The organism is Streptomyces sp. NPDC003327 (assembly GCF_053589515.1).
Window position 1 is genome coordinate 114,602 of sequence record NZ_JBSFSA010000007.1, and the last position, 15,295, is coordinate 129,896.

Annotated in this window: 18 protein-coding genes and 1 riboswitch; of the genes, 11 read left to right on the plus strand and 7 right to left on the minus strand. The window is 73.2% G+C overall.

Annotated elements, in window-relative coordinates; translation table 11 throughout:
- Positions 1 to 4: 4 nt before the first annotated feature.
- The gene (gene bioB, locus ACWDVG_RS09050) at positions 5 to 1,231 is read right to left on the minus strand and encodes a biotin synthase BioB (protein ID WP_451697642.1); all 1,227 of its coding nucleotides are present in this window, start codon (positions 1,229 to 1,231) and stop codon (positions 5 to 7) included.
- A 143-nt stretch (positions 1,232 to 1,374) separates the two neighbouring features.
- On the opposite strand from bioB, the gene ACWDVG_RS09055 reads away from it, so the two are divergent.
- Positions 1,375 to 2,553: an 8-amino-7-oxononanoate synthase gene (locus tag ACWDVG_RS09055; protein ID WP_451697644.1), complete on the plus strand. Its 1,179-nt coding sequence runs from the start codon at positions 1,375 to 1,377 to the stop codon at positions 2,551 to 2,553.
- Positions 2,554 to 2,727: 174 nt separating this feature from the next.
- Positions 2,728 to 3,168, plus strand: coding sequence for an ATP-binding protein (locus ACWDVG_RS09060; RefSeq protein WP_451697646.1), 441 nt, complete (start codon positions 2,728 to 2,730; stop codon positions 3,166 to 3,168).
- A 63-nt stretch (positions 3,169 to 3,231) separates the two neighbouring features.
- Here the strand turns inward: ACWDVG_RS09060 and ACWDVG_RS09065 are convergent, their stop codons facing one another.
- The 3 genes from ACWDVG_RS09065 to ACWDVG_RS09075 form a co-directional block, all read right to left on the minus strand.
- On the minus strand, positions 3,232 to 3,708 hold the full coding sequence (locus ACWDVG_RS09065; protein WP_451697648.1) for a C40 family peptidase: 477 nt from the start codon (positions 3,706 to 3,708) through the stop codon (positions 3,232 to 3,234).
- Between the two features lie 3 nt (positions 3,709 to 3,711).
- Positions 3,712 to 3,836, minus strand: a riboswitch (cyclic di-AMP (ydaO/yuaA leader).
- Between the two features lie 407 nt (positions 3,837 to 4,243).
- Positions 4,244 to 4,549 (minus strand): hypothetical protein, encoded by a 306-nt coding sequence (locus tag ACWDVG_RS09070; protein ID WP_451697650.1) that lies wholly within the window; start codon positions 4,547 to 4,549, stop codon positions 4,244 to 4,246.
- A gap of 7 nt (positions 4,550 to 4,556) precedes the next feature.
- Positions 4,557 to 5,180, minus strand: coding sequence for an ATP-dependent Clp protease proteolytic subunit (locus ACWDVG_RS09075; protein ID WP_451697652.1), 624 nt, complete (start codon positions 5,178 to 5,180; stop codon positions 4,557 to 4,559).
- A 57-nt stretch (positions 5,181 to 5,237) separates the two neighbouring features.
- Here ACWDVG_RS09075 and ACWDVG_RS09080 point away from each other — a divergent pair, with 57 nt between their 5' ends.
- The 8 genes from ACWDVG_RS09080 to ACWDVG_RS09115 all read left to right on the plus strand — a co-directional run bounded on the left by ACWDVG_RS09080 (position 5,238) and on the right by ACWDVG_RS09115 (position 12,019).
- A complete protein-coding gene (locus ACWDVG_RS09080; protein ID WP_451697654.1) occupies positions 5,238 to 5,528 on the plus strand; it encodes a type II toxin-antitoxin system Phd/YefM family antitoxin in 291 nt (96 codons plus the stop codon).
- A 228-nt stretch (positions 5,529 to 5,756) separates the two neighbouring features.
- Positions 5,757 to 6,059, plus strand: coding sequence for an urease subunit gamma (locus tag ACWDVG_RS09085; RefSeq protein ID WP_451697656.1), 303 nt, complete (start codon positions 5,757 to 5,759; stop codon positions 6,057 to 6,059).
- Between the two features lie 15 nt (positions 6,060 to 6,074).
- Positions 6,075 to 6,452 carry an urease subunit beta gene (locus tag ACWDVG_RS09090; protein WP_451697658.1) on the plus strand — a complete coding sequence of 126 codons (378 nt, stop codon included), beginning with the start codon at positions 6,075 to 6,077 and terminating at the stop codon, positions 6,450 to 6,452.
- On the plus strand, positions 6,445 to 8,166 hold the full coding sequence (locus ACWDVG_RS09095; protein WP_451697660.1) for an urease subunit alpha: 1,722 nt from the start codon (positions 6,445 to 6,447) through the stop codon (positions 8,164 to 8,166). Before ACWDVG_RS09090 ends, ACWDVG_RS09095 begins: the two co-directional genes overlap by 8 nt.
- Positions 8,166 to 8,828, plus strand: coding sequence for an urease accessory protein UreF (locus tag ACWDVG_RS09100; RefSeq protein WP_451697662.1), 663 nt, complete (start codon positions 8,166 to 8,168; stop codon positions 8,826 to 8,828). The genes ACWDVG_RS09095 and ACWDVG_RS09100 overlap by 1 nt, the downstream gene beginning before the upstream one ends.
- 45 nt (positions 8,829 to 8,873) lie before the next feature.
- Positions 8,874 to 9,551 (plus strand): urease accessory protein UreG, encoded by a 678-nt coding sequence (ureG, locus tag ACWDVG_RS09105; protein WP_451697663.1) that lies wholly within the window; start codon positions 8,874 to 8,876, stop codon positions 9,549 to 9,551.
- Positions 9,548 to 10,291 carry an urease accessory protein UreD gene (locus tag ACWDVG_RS09110; protein ID WP_451697665.1) on the plus strand — a complete coding sequence of 248 codons (744 nt, stop codon included), beginning with the start codon at positions 9,548 to 9,550 and terminating at the stop codon, positions 10,289 to 10,291. Before ureG ends, ACWDVG_RS09110 begins: the two co-directional genes overlap by 4 nt.
- Positions 10,292 to 10,432: 141 nt before the next feature.
- Complete coding sequence (locus ACWDVG_RS09115) at positions 10,433 to 12,019, plus strand: alpha/beta hydrolase (RefSeq protein WP_451697666.1); 1,587 nt, start codon at positions 10,433 to 10,435, stop codon at positions 12,017 to 12,019.
- Between the two features lie 76 nt (positions 12,020 to 12,095).
- On the opposite strand, the gene ACWDVG_RS09120 is transcribed toward ACWDVG_RS09115, so the two are convergent.
- The gene (locus ACWDVG_RS09120; RefSeq protein WP_451697668.1) at positions 12,096 to 12,797 is read right to left on the minus strand and encodes a lysophospholipid acyltransferase family protein; all 702 of its coding nucleotides are present in this window, start codon (positions 12,795 to 12,797) and stop codon (positions 12,096 to 12,098) included.
- 84 nt (positions 12,798 to 12,881) lie between these two features.
- Between ACWDVG_RS09120 and ACWDVG_RS09125 the strand changes: the two genes are divergently transcribed.
- Positions 12,882 to 13,877, plus strand: coding sequence for a DUF3048 domain-containing protein (locus ACWDVG_RS09125; RefSeq protein WP_451697669.1), 996 nt, complete (start codon positions 12,882 to 12,884; stop codon positions 13,875 to 13,877).
- Positions 13,878 to 13,894: 17 nt separating this feature from the next.
- Here ACWDVG_RS09125 and ACWDVG_RS09130 read toward each other — a convergent pair whose 3' ends face one another.
- The gene (locus ACWDVG_RS09130; protein WP_451697849.1) at positions 13,895 to 14,110 is read right to left on the minus strand and encodes a hypothetical protein; all 216 of its coding nucleotides are present in this window, start codon (positions 14,108 to 14,110) and stop codon (positions 13,895 to 13,897) included.
- A 111-nt stretch (positions 14,111 to 14,221) separates the two neighbouring features.
- Positions 14,222 to 15,172, minus strand: coding sequence for a cytochrome c oxidase assembly protein (locus ACWDVG_RS09135; RefSeq protein WP_451697670.1), 951 nt, complete (start codon positions 15,170 to 15,172; stop codon positions 14,222 to 14,224).
- Between the last annotated feature and the right edge of the window lie 123 nt (positions 15,173 to 15,295).

Consider the following 15,295-nt stretch of genomic DNA (forward strand, 5'->3'; position numbering starts at 1 on the left):
GCCGCTACGCGTTCGGGGCGAGGTCCGTGCCGGCGCCCCGGCGGCGCACGGCCACCAGGTCGGTCCGGGCCTGGCCCGCCGCGGCGGGCGCCTCCGGCGCCGCGTGACCGCCGCAGGGACCGCAGCCGCCGCCCTCCTCCGCGTGCGCACCGCAGCCGGCCGCGGCGGCCTGCGAACCGCAGCCCCCGGCGCTCGCCGCACCGGCACCGGCCGCGGCGAGGGCGTCCGCGCGGTGGGCCGGCAGGGTCGTCGTGCCCGCGCCCTCCACCTCGAAGCCCGCGTCGGCGATCATGTCGAGGTCGGCCTTGCCCGCCTGGCCCTCACTGGTCAGGTAGTCGCCGAGGAAGATCGAGTTCGCGATGTGCAGGGCCAGCGGCTGCATCGAGCGCAGGTGCACCTCGCGGCCGCCCGCGATCCGGACCTCGACGTCCGGGCAGACGAACCGGACCATCGCCAGGATGCGCAGGCAGCGCTGCGGGGTGAGGTTCCACTCCTCGGCGAGCGGCGTGCCCTCGAAGGGGATCAGGAAGTTGACCGGCACCGAGTCCGAGTCCAGCTCGCGCAGCGCGTACACCACGTCGACCAGGTCCTCGTCGGTCTCGCCCATGCCCGCGATGAGGCCCGAGCAGGCCGACAGACCGGCGGCGTGCGCCTTCCGCACGGTGTCCACCCGGTCCGCGTAGGTGTGGGTGGTGGTGATCTCCCCGTACGTCCCCTCGGACGTGTTCAGGTTGTGGTTGTACGCGTCGGCGCCGGCGTCCCGCAGCCGCTCCGCCTGGCCGTCCGAGAGCAGACCGAGGCAGGCACAGACCTCGACGCCCTCGTTCTGCTCCTTGATCGCCTCGATCGTCCTGCCGACGCGCTCGACGTCCCGGTCCGTCGGGCCGCGGCCGCTGGCCACCAGGCAGACCCGCTTGGCGCCGCCCGCGACGCCCGCGGCGGCGGCCTGCGAGGCCTCGTCCGGCTTCAGCCAGGTGTACTTCAGGATCTCGGCCTTGGAGCCGAGCCGCTGGGAACAGTACGAGCAGTCCTCCGGGCAGAGCCCGGACTTCAGGTTGACGAGGTAGTTGAGCTTCACCCGGCGGCCGAACCACTGACGGCGCACCTTGCCGGCCGCGGCCACCACATCGAGCAGTTCGTCGTCGGAGGTCGCCAGCACGGCGAGCGCTTCTTCACGGGTCGGCAGCTCGCGCCGCAGCCCCTTCTCCACCAGCGTGTTCAGCAGGTCCATAAGCGCTGATCCTCGCCTACGGCACACCCCCGGGCCAAGGAGGATCCGAACAAACGACGCCGAAGGAGGTGTGTGCATGACCACACCCCGGTGCCCGCGACCTCCGGCTAGTGTCTGTGCGCTGCCTACAAAAGGAACGCCGCATGCCACAGGCCGAGGAGACGCGGGCCGCCGACCCGCGCCGCACCGCGTTCGACTGGACCGAGGGGGAGGCGCGGCGCCGGGCCGAGGCCGGACTCGTCCGTACGCTGCGGCCCCGGGCGGCCGAGTCGGAGCTGCTCGACCTGGCGGGCAACGACTACCTGGGCCTCACCCGGCACCCGGAGGTCACCGGCGCGGCGGCCGAGGCGGCACGGCGCTGGGGCGCCGGCTCCACCGGCTCCCGTCTCGTCACGGGCACGACCCGGCTGCACGCGGAGCTCGAACGCGAACTGGCCGCCTTCTGCGGCTTCGAGGCGGCGCTCGTCTTCTCGTCCGGCTACACCGCGAACCTGGCGGCGCTCACCGCGCTCGGCGGGCGGGACGCCCTCGTCGTCTCCGACGCGGCCAACCACGCCTCCATCGTGGACGGTTGCCGGCTGGCCCGCGCCGAGAGCGCGGTCGTCCCGCACGCCGACCCCGAGGCCGTACGCAAGACTCTGGAAGCGCACCCCGGGCGCCGGGCGCTCGTCGTCAGCGACTCCGTCTTCTCCGTCGACGGCGACCGGGCGCCGCTCGGCGCGCTCGCGGAGGCCTGCCGGCAGCACGGCGCCGGGCTCGTCGTGGACGACGCCCACGGCTTCGGCGTCCTCGGCGACGGCGGCCGGGGCGCCCTGCACGAGGCAGGACTCGCCGGCGACGAGGACGTCGTGGCCACCCTCACCCTCTCCAAGTCGCTGGGCAGCCAGGGCGGCGCCGTCCTCGGCCCGGCCCGGGTGATCGAGCACCTGGTGAACGCGGCCCGCACCTTCATCTTCGACACCGGGCTCGCCCCGGCCGCCACGGGGGCCGCCCTCGCGAGCCTGCGGCTGATAGCGGCCGAACCGGGGCGTGCCGCGCGGGTCCGTACGGTCGCGACGACCCTGCACCGGCTGCTCACGGACGCCGGGCTCACCGCGGCCCGGCCGGACGCGGCCGTCGTCTCGGTGCACGCGCCGTCCCCGGAGGCCGCGCTGCGCTGGGCGGCGGACTGCCGCGAACAGGGCCTGGCCGTCGGCTGCTTCCGGCCGCCGTCCGTGCCCGACGGCATCTCGCGGCTGCGGCTGACCGCCCGCGCCGACCTGACCGACGCGCAGATCGAGAGCGCGGTCGCCACGATCCTGCGGACGGCGCCGCTCCGGTGACGACCCGCGCCGGATCCCCAAAGGGGCCTTGACTGCGCAGAGTTCACCGCTTCGGGCGACAGATATGTACATATCTCGGTAGAACGCCCCTCGGGGCCGTGTGATCGATGGCACTCTGGCGCGAAGCGCGATCCGGGGCGCCTTCGGCCCCGGCGGGAAAGGGACAGCGGCGCCATGGCGGACCACCAGGAAGCAACCCTCACGCTGCCGAGCGACCCGGCCTCGGTCTCCCGGGCCCGGCGGCACGTCGCGGAGGTCCTCACGGGGTGGGGACTCGACGACGCGACGGAGACCGCCGACGCGATCCGGCTGATCGTCTCCGAGCTGGCCACCAACGCCGTCCAGCACACGTTCGGCCAGTCGCCCACCTTCACGGTGGAGGTGCGGCTCGACCGGGAGGAGGTCCTGCGGATCGGGGTCACCGACAGCCATCCGCGCTGGCCCCGCCGCCTCCCGGCGGCGGTCCAGCAGGACAACGGCCGGGGCATGGCCATCATCCGCGTCCTGACGGCCGAGGCGGGCGGCCGTCTCTCCGTCACGCCGACCGAGGAGGGCGGCAAGACGGTCGCGATCACCCTCCCGTGGACGGCCGCCGCCCCGGTCGTCACCTGCTGAACCGGCCGGGGCCCCGGCCGGTCCACGGCTCACGTCGGCCGGGCTCCTCCCCCCGGCCCGACGTCACCGGACGCGGCCGTAGTAGACCTTGGACGTCCAGATCCGGTCGAGCTTCACCCAGGAGCCCGCCTTGGGCGAGTGCCAGATCTTGTTGCTGCCGGCGTAGATCCCCACGTGGTAGACCCTTCCACCCGAGTGGAAGAAGACCAGGTCCCCCTGCTGTCGGCTCGACGCGGAGACGTGCCGGGTGGTGTTGTACTGCTGCTGCGCGGTGCGCGGCAGCGTCTTGCCCGCCTGCTTGTACGCGTAGAGCGCCAGGCCGGAGCAGTCGAACCGGGTGGGTCCCGCGGCTCCGTACCGGTAGGGCGATCCCTTCTTGGACGCGGCGACGCTCAGTGCCTTGTTGGCGTGTGCGGTGGCTGCCTGGGCCTCGGGTGCCGCACCGGGTGCGAGCAGGGTGCCGCCGACGGCGGCGAGGGTGAGAGCCGAGACGGCTCCGGCCCGGGTCAGCAGGGACGGGACATGCGTCTGCGCAGTCATGCGCAACCCTTCGTCAGCCGCCTGTGAAGGATGACCTGTCGGGTTCGGGCAGGCGAAGATGCCCGGCCGCGGATGCGGCTTCACCCCGAGGAACGGCCCCGTGTCGTACACCGCGGTGTACGACGCGGACGTCCCGTACTGCTCGGGTCCTCCACTCCTGCCGATCCAATCCTGTCGACCAGACGTCCGGGACAGCGGCAGGACTCGGCGTCCGCCCGGACCGCCCCGCCGCGGCTGGCGGGGGCTTGTCGTCGTGAGGGATCTTGACCCACGACATGGGCGAAAACCGAGCGGAAACGGCCATTTGTGAGGCTCCTCACGACTGATCCATACGGGTGGACAAGCGGGTTTCGTGATCTTCGGAGGTTTGGCCGATGAGCCCCGCACCAGCAGTGGAATGGCTCATTCCGCCAGATGCGTACACCTGTTGTGCAACTCACCCGAGCCATATGTCGACTCGTCGACTACGCCGAACGGGGGAGGGTTTCTGCGGTCCGCGTCGGCCGTCCGGGGCTCGACACGACACGCCGGAATGTCAACTCGCGCGCGACGGCGGCACGGTGACCCGGCCCGCCCGGCGCTCCCCGTCCAACACCCGTAGCGCATCGGCCAATGTGCCGGTGTGGACCTCGCTCTCGCCCCGCACATGCATGAGCGTCAGCGCCTCGCACAGTGCCTGCGACCGCCCCACCAGGGCTTGTGCCGCTCGCAGTGCCCCATAGGTATGCGTTGACCTGGATGGATTGATCCTCCCCAGGAGGTCGACGACTTCGAGGTACGCGTCGATGAACTCGCCCTCGGCGCGCGTCAGCGCGGGCAGTGGCGGCAGCTCCGGGAGCACGGCCGGCTCACCGCGCCGCGAGTCCGGCGGGCGGCCGCCGGTTCGCGACCACGGCGTCGACGAGCCCGTACGCGACCGCCCCCTGCGCGTCGAGGACGGTGAGGCGGTCGAGGTCCGCCTCGACCTGCTCGCGGGTCCTGCCGGTGTGCCCGGCGAGGAGTCCGGTCATCAGGGCGCGCAGCCGCAGCAGCTCGCGTGCCTGGAGGTCGAGGTCGTCGATCTGTCCCCGCGCCGGTTCGTCCAGGGCGGGCTGCCGCAGGGTGACCCGGGCACCGGGGAGCGTCATCCGCTTTCCCGGGGTGCCGGCGGCGAGCAGGACGGCCGCGGTCGAGCCGGCCTGGCCGAGGCAGACCGTCTCCACGTCGCAGTAGAGCGTGGTCATCGTGTCGTGGATCGCGGTCATGGCGGTGACCGAGCCGCCGGGGGAGTGGATGTAGAGCGAGATGTCCTGCCCCGGGGCCGCGTGGTCGAGGTACAGGAGGTGGGCGATGACGTCGTTGGCGGCGGTCTCGTCGATCGGCGTGCCGAGGAAGACGATCCGCGCGTCGAGCAGTTTGGAGTGGGGGTCGAGGGTCCGGGTTCCGAAGCTCGTTCGCTCCGTGAAGGCGGGCAGTGCGTGGCGCGCGTCCATGGCAGGGCACCTCCATGTAAAAAATGTACAGGACGTACAGACCGTAAGATGAGGAGCATGACCTACGAGATCCCGGTGACGCAAGCGCGAGCCGAGCTCGCCGACCTCATCAACCGCGTCGTGTACGGGAACGAGCGCGTCGTCGTGACCCGGCACGGAAAGCCGCTCGTCGCCCTCGTCTCCGCCGCTGACCTGGAACGACTCGAGAAGCTGGCGGCCGTCGCTGAGGACGCGCCCGAGGAGCGGGTGATCAGCACGGTCTCGGGGCCGGTCCCCCTCGACTCCGCTCCCGGCGAACAGCACCGCTTCGGCATCGCGGCCCACCACCGCGGTCCCGGCGCCTCCTGAGGCGGCCGGCCGCACCGCGAATCCCGGCCCGCCGTACCGTGAACTCGCCCCGCCCCAGTCCGATGATCATGGAAATGCAAAGCCGGAGTTAACGAGCCGGAAAAACTTCCGCCCTAACGTGCAATGTCTGGCCGTGCGCCGCATCTCGGCAGCTCAACAGAGTGTTGACGGTCGGTAGGGTCCGCAGCTGTCCGGGTGTTTCCCGGCGCACGACTGTGAGGTGGAAGAGTGCAACTCAGCCCGCACGAGCAGGAACGCCTGCTCATCCATGTCGCCGCCGACGTGGCGGAGAAGCGCAGGGCCCGGGGTGTCAGGCTCAACCACCCCGAGTCCGTCGCCCTCATCACCGCCCACGTCCTCGAAGGCGCCCGCGACGGCCGCACCGTCGCCGAACTCATGGCCTCCGGGCGCAAGGTGCTCTCCCGCGACGACGTCATGGAGGGCATCCCGGAGATGATCCACGACGTCCAGGTCGAGGCCACCTTCCCGGACGGCACCAAGCTCGTCACCGTCCACGACCCCATCGTCTGAACGGGACCGCCGCCGATGATCCCCGGAGAGATCCTGTACGCCGACGGCCCCGTCACCCTCAACGAGGGGCGCCCCGTCACCCGCCTGACCGTCCTCAACGCCGCCGACCGGCCCGTCCAGGTCGGCTCCCACTACCACTTCGCCGAGGTCAACCCGGGCCTGGAGTTCGACCGTTCCGCCGCCCACGGCCGGCGGCTGAACATCGCCGCGGGCACCGCCGTCCGCTTCGAACCCGGCGTCCCCGTCGAGGTCGAGCTCGTCCCCCTGGCCGGCCGCCGGATCGTGCCCGGTCTGCGGGGCGCGACCGCGGGCCCCCTCGACCCCACCGGTCCACGCGCGACCGCGGGCCCCCTCGACCCCACCGGACCACGGAAGGGCGGCGACCGTGCCTGACCTCCACCGCGCCGTCTACGCCGACCTGTTCGGCCCCACCACCGGCGACCGCGTCCGGCTCGCCGACACCGACCTCCTCGTCGAGATCGAGGAGGACCGCTCCGGCGGACCCGGCCTCGCCGGAGAGGAGGCCGTCTTCGGCGGCGGCAAGGTCGTCCGCGAGTCCATGGGCCAGGCCCGCACGACCCGCGCCGAGGGCGCCCCCGACACCGTGATCACCGGCGCCCTGATCATCGACCACTGGGGCGTCGTCAAGGCCGACATCGGCATCCGCGACGGCCGCATCACCGGCATCGGCAAGGCGGGCAACCCCGACACCATGGACGGGGTCCACCCCGACCTCGTCATCGGCCCCGAGACCGAGATCGTCGTCGGCAACGGCCGGATCGTCACCGCGGGCGCCGTCGACGCCCACGTCCACTTCATCTCGCCGACCGTCGTCGAGCAGGCCCTCGCCACCGGCGTCACCACCCTCGTCGGCGGCGGCACCGGCCCCGCCGAGGGCACCAAGGCCACCACCATCACCCCCGGCCCCTGGCACATGGCCCGGATGTTCGAGGCCCTCGACACGTTCCCCGTCAACATCGGCCTGCTCGGCAAGGGCAACACCATGTCCCGGGAGGCCATGCACTCCCAACTCCGCGGCGGCGCAATCGGATTCAAGATCCACGAGGACTGGGGGGCCACCCCGGCCGTCATCGACGCCTGCCTCTCCGTCTGCGAGGAGACCGGCGCCCAGCTCGCCATCCACACCGACACCCTCAACGAGGCCGGCTTCGTCGGCGACACCCTCGCCGCCGTCGCAGGGCGGACCATCCACGCGTACCACACGGAGGGAGCGGGCGGCGGCCACGCCCCCGACATCATCACCGTCGTCTCCGAGCCGTACGTCCTGCCCAGCTCGACCAACCCCACCCGGCCGCACACCGTCAACACCATCGAGGAACACCTCGACATGCTGATGGTCTGCCACCACCTCAACCCGGCCGTCCCCGAGGACCTCGCCTTCGCCGAGTCCCGCATCCGGCCCTCCACCATCGCCGCCGAGGACGTCCTCCACGACCTCGGCGCCATCTCGATCATCTCCTCCGACTCCCAGGCCATGGGGCGCATCGGCGAGGTGATCACCCGCACCTGGCAGACCGCGCACGTCATGAAGAAGCGCCGCGGCGCCCTGCCCGGCGACGGCCGCGCCGACAACCGCCGCGCCCGCCGCTACGTCGCCAAGTACACGATCAACCCCGCCGTGGCCCAGGGCATGGACCACCTCATCGGTTCCGTCGAGACCGGCAAGCTCGCCGACCTGGTGCTCTGGGAGCCCGCCTTCTTCGGCGTGAAACCGCTCCTCGTCCTCAAGGGCGGCCAGATCGCGTACGCGCAGATGGGCGACGCCAACGCCTCCATCCCCACCCCCCAGCCCGTCCTGCCCCGGCCGATGTTCGGCGCCCTCGGCAAGGCCGCCGCGGCCGGCTCGCTCAACTTCGTCTCCGCCGCCGCCATCGAGGACGACCTGCCCCAACGTCTCGGCGTCGACAAGGAGTTCACCGCGATCGGCTCCACCCGTCGGATCACCAAGGCGGACATGCGCGAGAACGACGCCCTGCCCCGCGTCGAGGTGGACGCCGACACCTTCACCGTCACCATCGACGGCGACCCCGTCGAACCCGCACCGGCCACGGAACTCCCCATGGCCCAGCGCTACTTCCTCTTCTGATGACCCGCTCCGCACTCCTGGTGCTCGCCGACGGGCGCTTCCCCGCCGGCGGGCACGCCCACTCGGGCGGCGCCGAGGCCGCCGTCAAGGCCGGCCGCCTCAAGGACGCCGCCGACCTGGAGGCCTTCTGCCGGGGCCGCCTGCACACCACCGGCCTCACCTCGGCCGCCCTCGCCGCCGCGGCCGCGCTCGGCCACGACCCGCACGCCCTGGACGAGGCCGCCGACGCCCGCACGCCCTCACCCGCCCTGCGGGCCGCCGCCCGCAGGCTCGGCCGCCAGCTCCTGCGGGCCGGCCGCGCCGCCTGGCCGGCCCCCGAACTCGACGCGCTCGCGACCGCGTTCCCGCGCGGCGCCCACCAGCCCGTCGTCCTCGGCACCGTCGCCCGCGCCGCCGGGCTCGGCCCCGAGGACGCCGCCCACTGCGTCGCGTACGAGACGATCGGCGGCCCCGCGACGGCCGCCGTCCGGCTCCTCGGCCTCGACCCGTACCGGGCGACCGCCGTCCTCGCCCGCCTCGCCCCCGAGGCGGACGAGGTCGTCGCCCGCGCCACCGCCGCCGCGCACCAGGGCGTCGACGCCCTGCCCGCCGCCTCCGCCCCCCTCCTCGACCTCACCGCAGAACAGCACGCGACCTGGCCCGTCCGCCTCTTCGCCTCCTGAGGACCGACCGGAACCCCACCCGCCCGCACGACTGGAGCCGCACCCATGCACCTCGACCACGACCACGCCCACCACGGCGCCGTCTCCGCCGACGCCCACCGGCCCGACGGCAGCCGCCGCGCGCTGCGCGTCGGTCTCGGCGGACCCGTCGGATCCGGCAAGACCGCCACCGTCGCCGCCCTCTGCCGGATCCTGCGCGACAGCCTCTCCCTCGCCGTCGTCACCAACGACATCTACACCCGCGAGGACGCCGAGTTCCTGCTCCGCGAGGCCGTCCTGCCGCCCGAGCGCATCCGGGCCGTCGAGACCGGCGCCTGCCCGCACACCGCCATCCGCGACGACATCTCCGCCAACCTCGAAGCCGTCGAGGAGCTGGAGGAGGCCGTCGGCCCGCTCGACCTGATCCTCGTCGAGTCCGGCGGCGACAACCTCACCGCCACCTTCTCCAAGGGCCTCGTCGACGCCCAGGTCTTCGTCATCGACGTCGCCGGCGGCGACGACATCCCCCGCAAGGGCGGCCCCGGCGTCACCACCGCCGACCTCCTCGTCGTCAACAAGACCGACCTCGCCCCGTACGTCGGCTCCGACCTCGACCGGATGGCCCGCGACGCCAAGGAGCAGCGCGGCGACCTGCCCGTCGCCTTCACCTCCCTGCGCGCCGAGAACGGCGTCGGCCCCGTCGCCGACTGGGTGCGCGCGCGGCTCGCCGCCTGGGCCGCATGAGCCTGCGCGCCACCGCCCGCGTCGTCGCCGCCGCCGACGGCACCCTGCCGGTCCTGGAGAGCGCCGGTCCGCTCGCCCTGCGCCGCACCCGCGCCCCCGGCCCGTACACCCGCGTCACCGTCGTCGGTGCCATGAGCGCCCCACTGGGCCGCGACCGGCTCGCCCTTGAGACCGAGGTGCGGGACGGGGCGCGGCTCCTCGTCGACGCGGCCGCCGCCACGCTCGCCCTCCCCGGCCGGGCGCCCGGCCCCGCCACGTACGACGTCCGGCTCTCCGTCGGCGACGGGGCCGAACTCCGCTGGCTCCCCGAGCAGCTCGTCTCCGCCCACGGCTCCGACCTGCGCGCGCGCACCACCGTCGCACTCGCGCCCACCGCACGGCTCGTGCTCCGCGAGGAGCAGGTCCTCGGCCGGCACGGCGAGCCACCCGGCACGCTCGTCTCCCGGCTCACCGTCCGCCGCGCCGGGCGCCCCCTGTTCGACCAGGAGGTGGCGTACGGCCCCGGCGCCCCCGGCGGCTGGGACGGCGGCGCGGTCCTCGCCGGCCACCGGGCCGTCGGTCAACTCCTCGTCGTCGACCCCAGCTTGGCGGAGAAGCCGGTCGCACCCCGGCTCCTCGGCGAGCATGCCGCGCTCACCCCGCTCGCCGGACCCGCCGCCCTCGCCACCGTCGTCGCGCCGGACGCACTCGTGCTGCGCAGGGTCCTCGACGAGGCCCTGGAGTTCCTGGCCCCGTCCTGACCGGGCGACCCGGGTGCACCGCTCAGCGGAACACCGTCACCGGTTATGGGTTCGGCAAAGAACACCTGTACGGACTTACGCCGTGCCGTCCGGAAACGAAAGGATCCCCCGGACAGAACGACACCCACAGGGGGAGGACTTGTGAGACGACGCACGGCAGTGTTCGGCTCGGCGGCCACGCTCATATCGGGCGCGCTCGCCGCGGGCGTGCTCGCGGCCCCGGCGGCCAGCGCCGACACCGAGACCCGGCAGCTGCGCGACGCGGAGGCCATCGGCGTCGCCGTGGCCGCCGCGCAGGCCGCGCGCACCGGCATCGACTGGCAGGACTGTCCGGCCGACTGGGGCCTGGAGAAGCCGATCCAGTGCGGCTGGGTCACCGTCCCGGTCGACTACGCCAAGCCGTACGGCAAGAAGATCAAGATCGCCGTCGACCGCATCGCGGCCACCGGCACCGAGGGCGAACGTCAGGGCGCCCTGCTCTACAACCCGGGCGGCCCCGGCGGCTCCGGCCTGCGCTTCCCGCGCCGGGTCACCACCAAGAACAAGATCTGGGCGAACACCGCCAAGGCCTACGACTTCGTGGGCTTCGACCCGCGCGGCGTCGGCAAGTCGGCCCCCATCTCCTGCGTCGACCCGACCGAGTTCGTCAAGGGCCCGAAGGCCGACCCGGTCCCCGACAGCGAGGCCGACAAGCTCGCGCAGCGCAAGCTCGCCGCCGAGTACGCCAAGGGCTGCGCCGAGAAGAGCGGCGACATGCTGCCGCACATGACCACCCGCAACACCGCCCGCGACCTCGACGTCGTCCGCGCCGCCCTCGGCGAGGCCAAGCTGAACTTCGTCGGCGTCTCGTACGGCACCTACCTCGGCGCCGTCTACGGCACCCTCTTCCCGACGCACGTCCGCCGCATGGTCCTGGACAGCGTCGTCAACCCGTCGAAGCAGAAGATCTGGTACGAGGCCAACCTCGACCAGGACATCGCCTTCGAGGGCCGCCTCAAGGACTGGATGACCTGGGTCGCCCAGCACGACGCCACCTTCCACCTCGGCGACACCTACGACGAGGTCCGCGGGCAGTGGGACACCCTGCGCGCCGCCGCCAAGAAGGAGCCCCTCGGCGGCAAGGTCGGCCCGGCCGAGCTCATCGGCTTCTTCCAGAACGCCCCCTACTACGACTCCATGTGGGTCCCGGTCGCCGAGGCCTGGAGCGCGTACGCCGCCGGGGACCCGCAGCCGCTGATCGACTCGGCCGCCTCGGACCCGACCGACACCGCCGGCAACATCGCCTCCGAGAACGGCAACGCCGTCTACACGGCCGTCGAGTGCGCCGACGCGCCCTGGCCGACCAGCTGGAAGAAGTGGGACCGGGACAACAGCCGGCTCCACGAGCAGTACCCGTTCATGACCTGGGCCAACGCCTGGATGAACCTGCCCTGCGCCACCTGGTCCGCCCCGCGCCAGCGCCCGACCGAGGTGAAGACCGGCAAGGGCCTGCCGCCGGTGCTCATCACACAGGCCGAGCGCGACGCCGCCACCCCGTACGGCGGCGCCGTCGAGCTGCACAAGCGGTTCAAGGGCTCGCGCCTCATCACGGAGAAGGACGCCGGATCGCACGGCGTCACCAACCTCGCCAACGCCTGCGTGAACACCCGGGTGGAGGCCTACCTCCTCACCGGGAAGCTGGACGAGCGGGACGTGACGTGCGAGCCGCACGCCGTCCCGCAGCCGTGACGCGGCCGGTGTGACGGGAGGGGCGGCCGTCCGACGGCCGCCCCTCCTCGCTCCTCCGCCCCCTTCGGGCCGCCGCCTACGCGTCCGCTCCGGCCGCGCCCTCCGCGTCCGCCGCCTTCACCACGGCCGCGTACTCGTCGACGTACTCCTGCCCGGAGAGCCGCAGGATCTCGTACATGATCTCGTCCGTCACCGCGCGGACCACCGCCTTCTCGTCCGCCGATCCGGCGAAGCGCGAGAAGTCGAGCGGCGGCCCGAACCGGACCGTCACCCGCCGGATCCGCGGCACGACCCGCCCCGGCGGCTGGATCTCGAACGTCCCCACCATCGCGCACGGCACCACCGGCACCCCGGCCGTCAGCGCCATCACCGCGACCCCCACCTTGCCCTTGTAGAGCCGCCCGTCGTGCGAGCGCGTCCCCTCCGGATAGATCCCGAGCAGCTCGCCGCGCTCCAGCACCCCGAGTCCCTCGCGGATCGCGGCCCGCCCCGCCTCCTTGCCCGACCGGTCCACCGGGATCTGCCCCGCCGCCCGGAAGAACGCGGCGGTCAACCGGCCCTTCAGCCCCGGCCCGGTGAAGTACTCCTGCTTCGCGAGGAAGGTGATCCGCCGGTGCAGGACCGCCGGCATCAGGAAGTGGTCCGAGAAGGACAGGTGGTTCCCCGCGACGATCGCGGCCCCCTCCTCCGGCACGTGCTCGATCCCCTCGATCCGCGGCCGGAAGAGCAGCCGCAGCAGCGGCCCGAGCAGTACGTACTTCAACAGCTGGTAGAACACCGGCAGCCCCCGTTCGTCGTGGATCGGTCAAGGCCGTTGTAACCGCCCGCGGCCCCGTGGTCCACTGGTGGGGGAGCGTGAACCATGACAGGCGAGCGCGGTACGAGGCGCACCGGCCGATTCCTCGCAGCGCTGCTGTGCGCGGCGACCGCGGCCGGGCTGTACGGCTGCTCCGACGGCGGCGCCCCCAAACCCCCGCCCGTGCCTCCGGCCGCTTCACAACCGAGCGGGCTCTCGCCCCTCACCGGCCTGCCCGCCCGGCCCGCCCCCGCCCTGGCCGTCAAGATCGACAACGTTCCCGCGGCCCGCCCCCACACCGGCCTCGGCGCCGCCGACCTGGTCTACGTCGAACAGGTCGAGGGCGGCGTCACCCGGCTCATGGCCGTCTACACCTCCCGCCTCCCCGAACGCGTCGGCCCGGTCCGCAGCGCCCGCGAGACCGACCTCGCCGTCCTGACCCCCTTCGGCCGCCCCGTCCTCGCCTACTCCGGAGCGCAGGGCGCGCTCCAGCCGCTCCTGCGCGCCGCCCCGTTGCACCCCGTCACCGAGAGCACCGCACCCGGGGCCTTCGTGCGTTCCCCGGACCGCGCCGCCCCGCACAACCTCTACCTCCGCCCGGAGCGCGCCCTCGCCGCCGCACCCGACGCGGGCGACGTCCCCGACGTCGGCTTCCGCTTCGGCCCCGCCCCCGGCGGCGGCACCCGCGCCGACACCACGGCCGTCCGCTACCCCGCCGCCCGCTACACCTTCACCTGGTCCGCCGCCGACCGGGCCTGGCGCGTCGCCATGGACGGCCGCCCGGCGCGCACCACCGACACCGGACCCCTGGCCCCCAGGACCGTCGTCGTCCAGTACGTCACGGTGCGCCCCTCCGGCTTCCGCGACCGGGGCGGCGCCGTCTCCCCGTACACCGAGACCGTCGGCAGCGGCAGCGCCCTCGTCCTGCGGGACGGCCGCGCCCACGAGGCCCGCTGGTCCCGCCCCGCGGCCGGCTCCGGCACCACCTTCACCACCCCGGCCGGAACCCCGCTGCCCTTCGCCACCGGACAGGTCTGGGTCGTGCTCGCCCCGCGCGGCTAGGGGGTGTCTCTTCCGGTTCAGCCCCGCTGGGTGCCACCGCCCGGAGGGCGGGCGCGCCGCGGGTCCGCGGGCGCGGCGCTGTCGGCGGCCGCCATCCCGATCGTCGCCACACCCAGCACGATCCAGGCGAACCAGAGCCAGCCGCTGCTGCCGAGCGCCACCGTGTACGCCGTCGTGAGGAACAGCGCCGCGCCGGTGAGCGCGGCCATCGTCTTCGTGGGACCGGACATCATCGCTCAGCCCTCCTCGAAGCCATCGTGACCCCTGGAGAGGGGCGCGCGCCACCCCCGTGCACGCCCCCGGCCCGCGGACCGGCGCCCGCGGCCCGCGCCTGCGGCCTTCCGCTACCGCCCGCGCGCCTGGAGCGAGGCCAGGTACGCGTTGTACGCCTCCAGCTCCTTGTCGCCGTCCCGGTCCGCCGCCCGGTCCTTGCGGACCGCCTGCCGCTGCTCGGAGTGGTACCACTGGTAGACCAGCGCGATCAGCACGAGCACGGACGGGATCTCGCTGAACGCCCAGGCGATGCCGCCGGCCGCGTTCTGGTCGGCGAGGGCGTCGATCCCGAGCGAGGCCGGGGGGTTCCGGTACGCCTCCACCATCGGCTCGCTCGCCATCATCAGCGCGATGCCGAAGAAGGCGTGGAACGGCATGCCCGCGAAGAGCTCCAGCATCCGCATCACGTACCCCGGCCGGTGCGGGCCCGGGTCCACGCCCATGATCGGCCAGAAGAAGACCAGGCCCACCATGAGGAAGTGCACCATCATCCCGACGTGGCCCGGCTTCGAGCCCATCAGGAAGTCGAAGAGCGGCGTGAAGTACAGCGCGTACAGGCTCGCGATGAACATCGGGATCGTGAAGCCGGGGTGCGTGATCACCCGCATGTACCGGCTGTGCAGCAGCTTCAGGAGCAGCTCGCGCGGACCGGTGGAGCCGCGCCCGGCCACCGGCAGGGCCCGCAGCGCGAGCGTGACGGGCGCGCCGAGCAGCAGCAGGATCGGCGAGAGCATGGAGATCACCATGTGCTGCACCATGTGGACGCTGAACATGACCATGCCGTAGTCGTTGAGCCTGGTGCACATCACCAGCGCGATGGTCAGCACGCCCACGACGAAGAACACGGTCCGGCTCACCGGCCAGGCGTCCCCGCGTCCCCGCAGCCGCGCCACGCCCCAGCCGTACAGGCCGAGCGCCGCGAGGCAGCCGATCAGGAAGAACAGGTCGGGAGAGAACTCCAGGCCACGCCCCAGCGTGAACGGCGGCAGATCCGTGGTCATGCCGTGCCCGCTGTGATCCATCAGTTACTCCTGGAGCCCGATTCGCGCTTGTTGTCCGCACCAGACTAGAACCGCCCCCGGCCGCGACTGCGACCGGGGGCGGTTCCTGGTTCGGCGGGCCGGACCGCGGTGGTCCGGAACCGG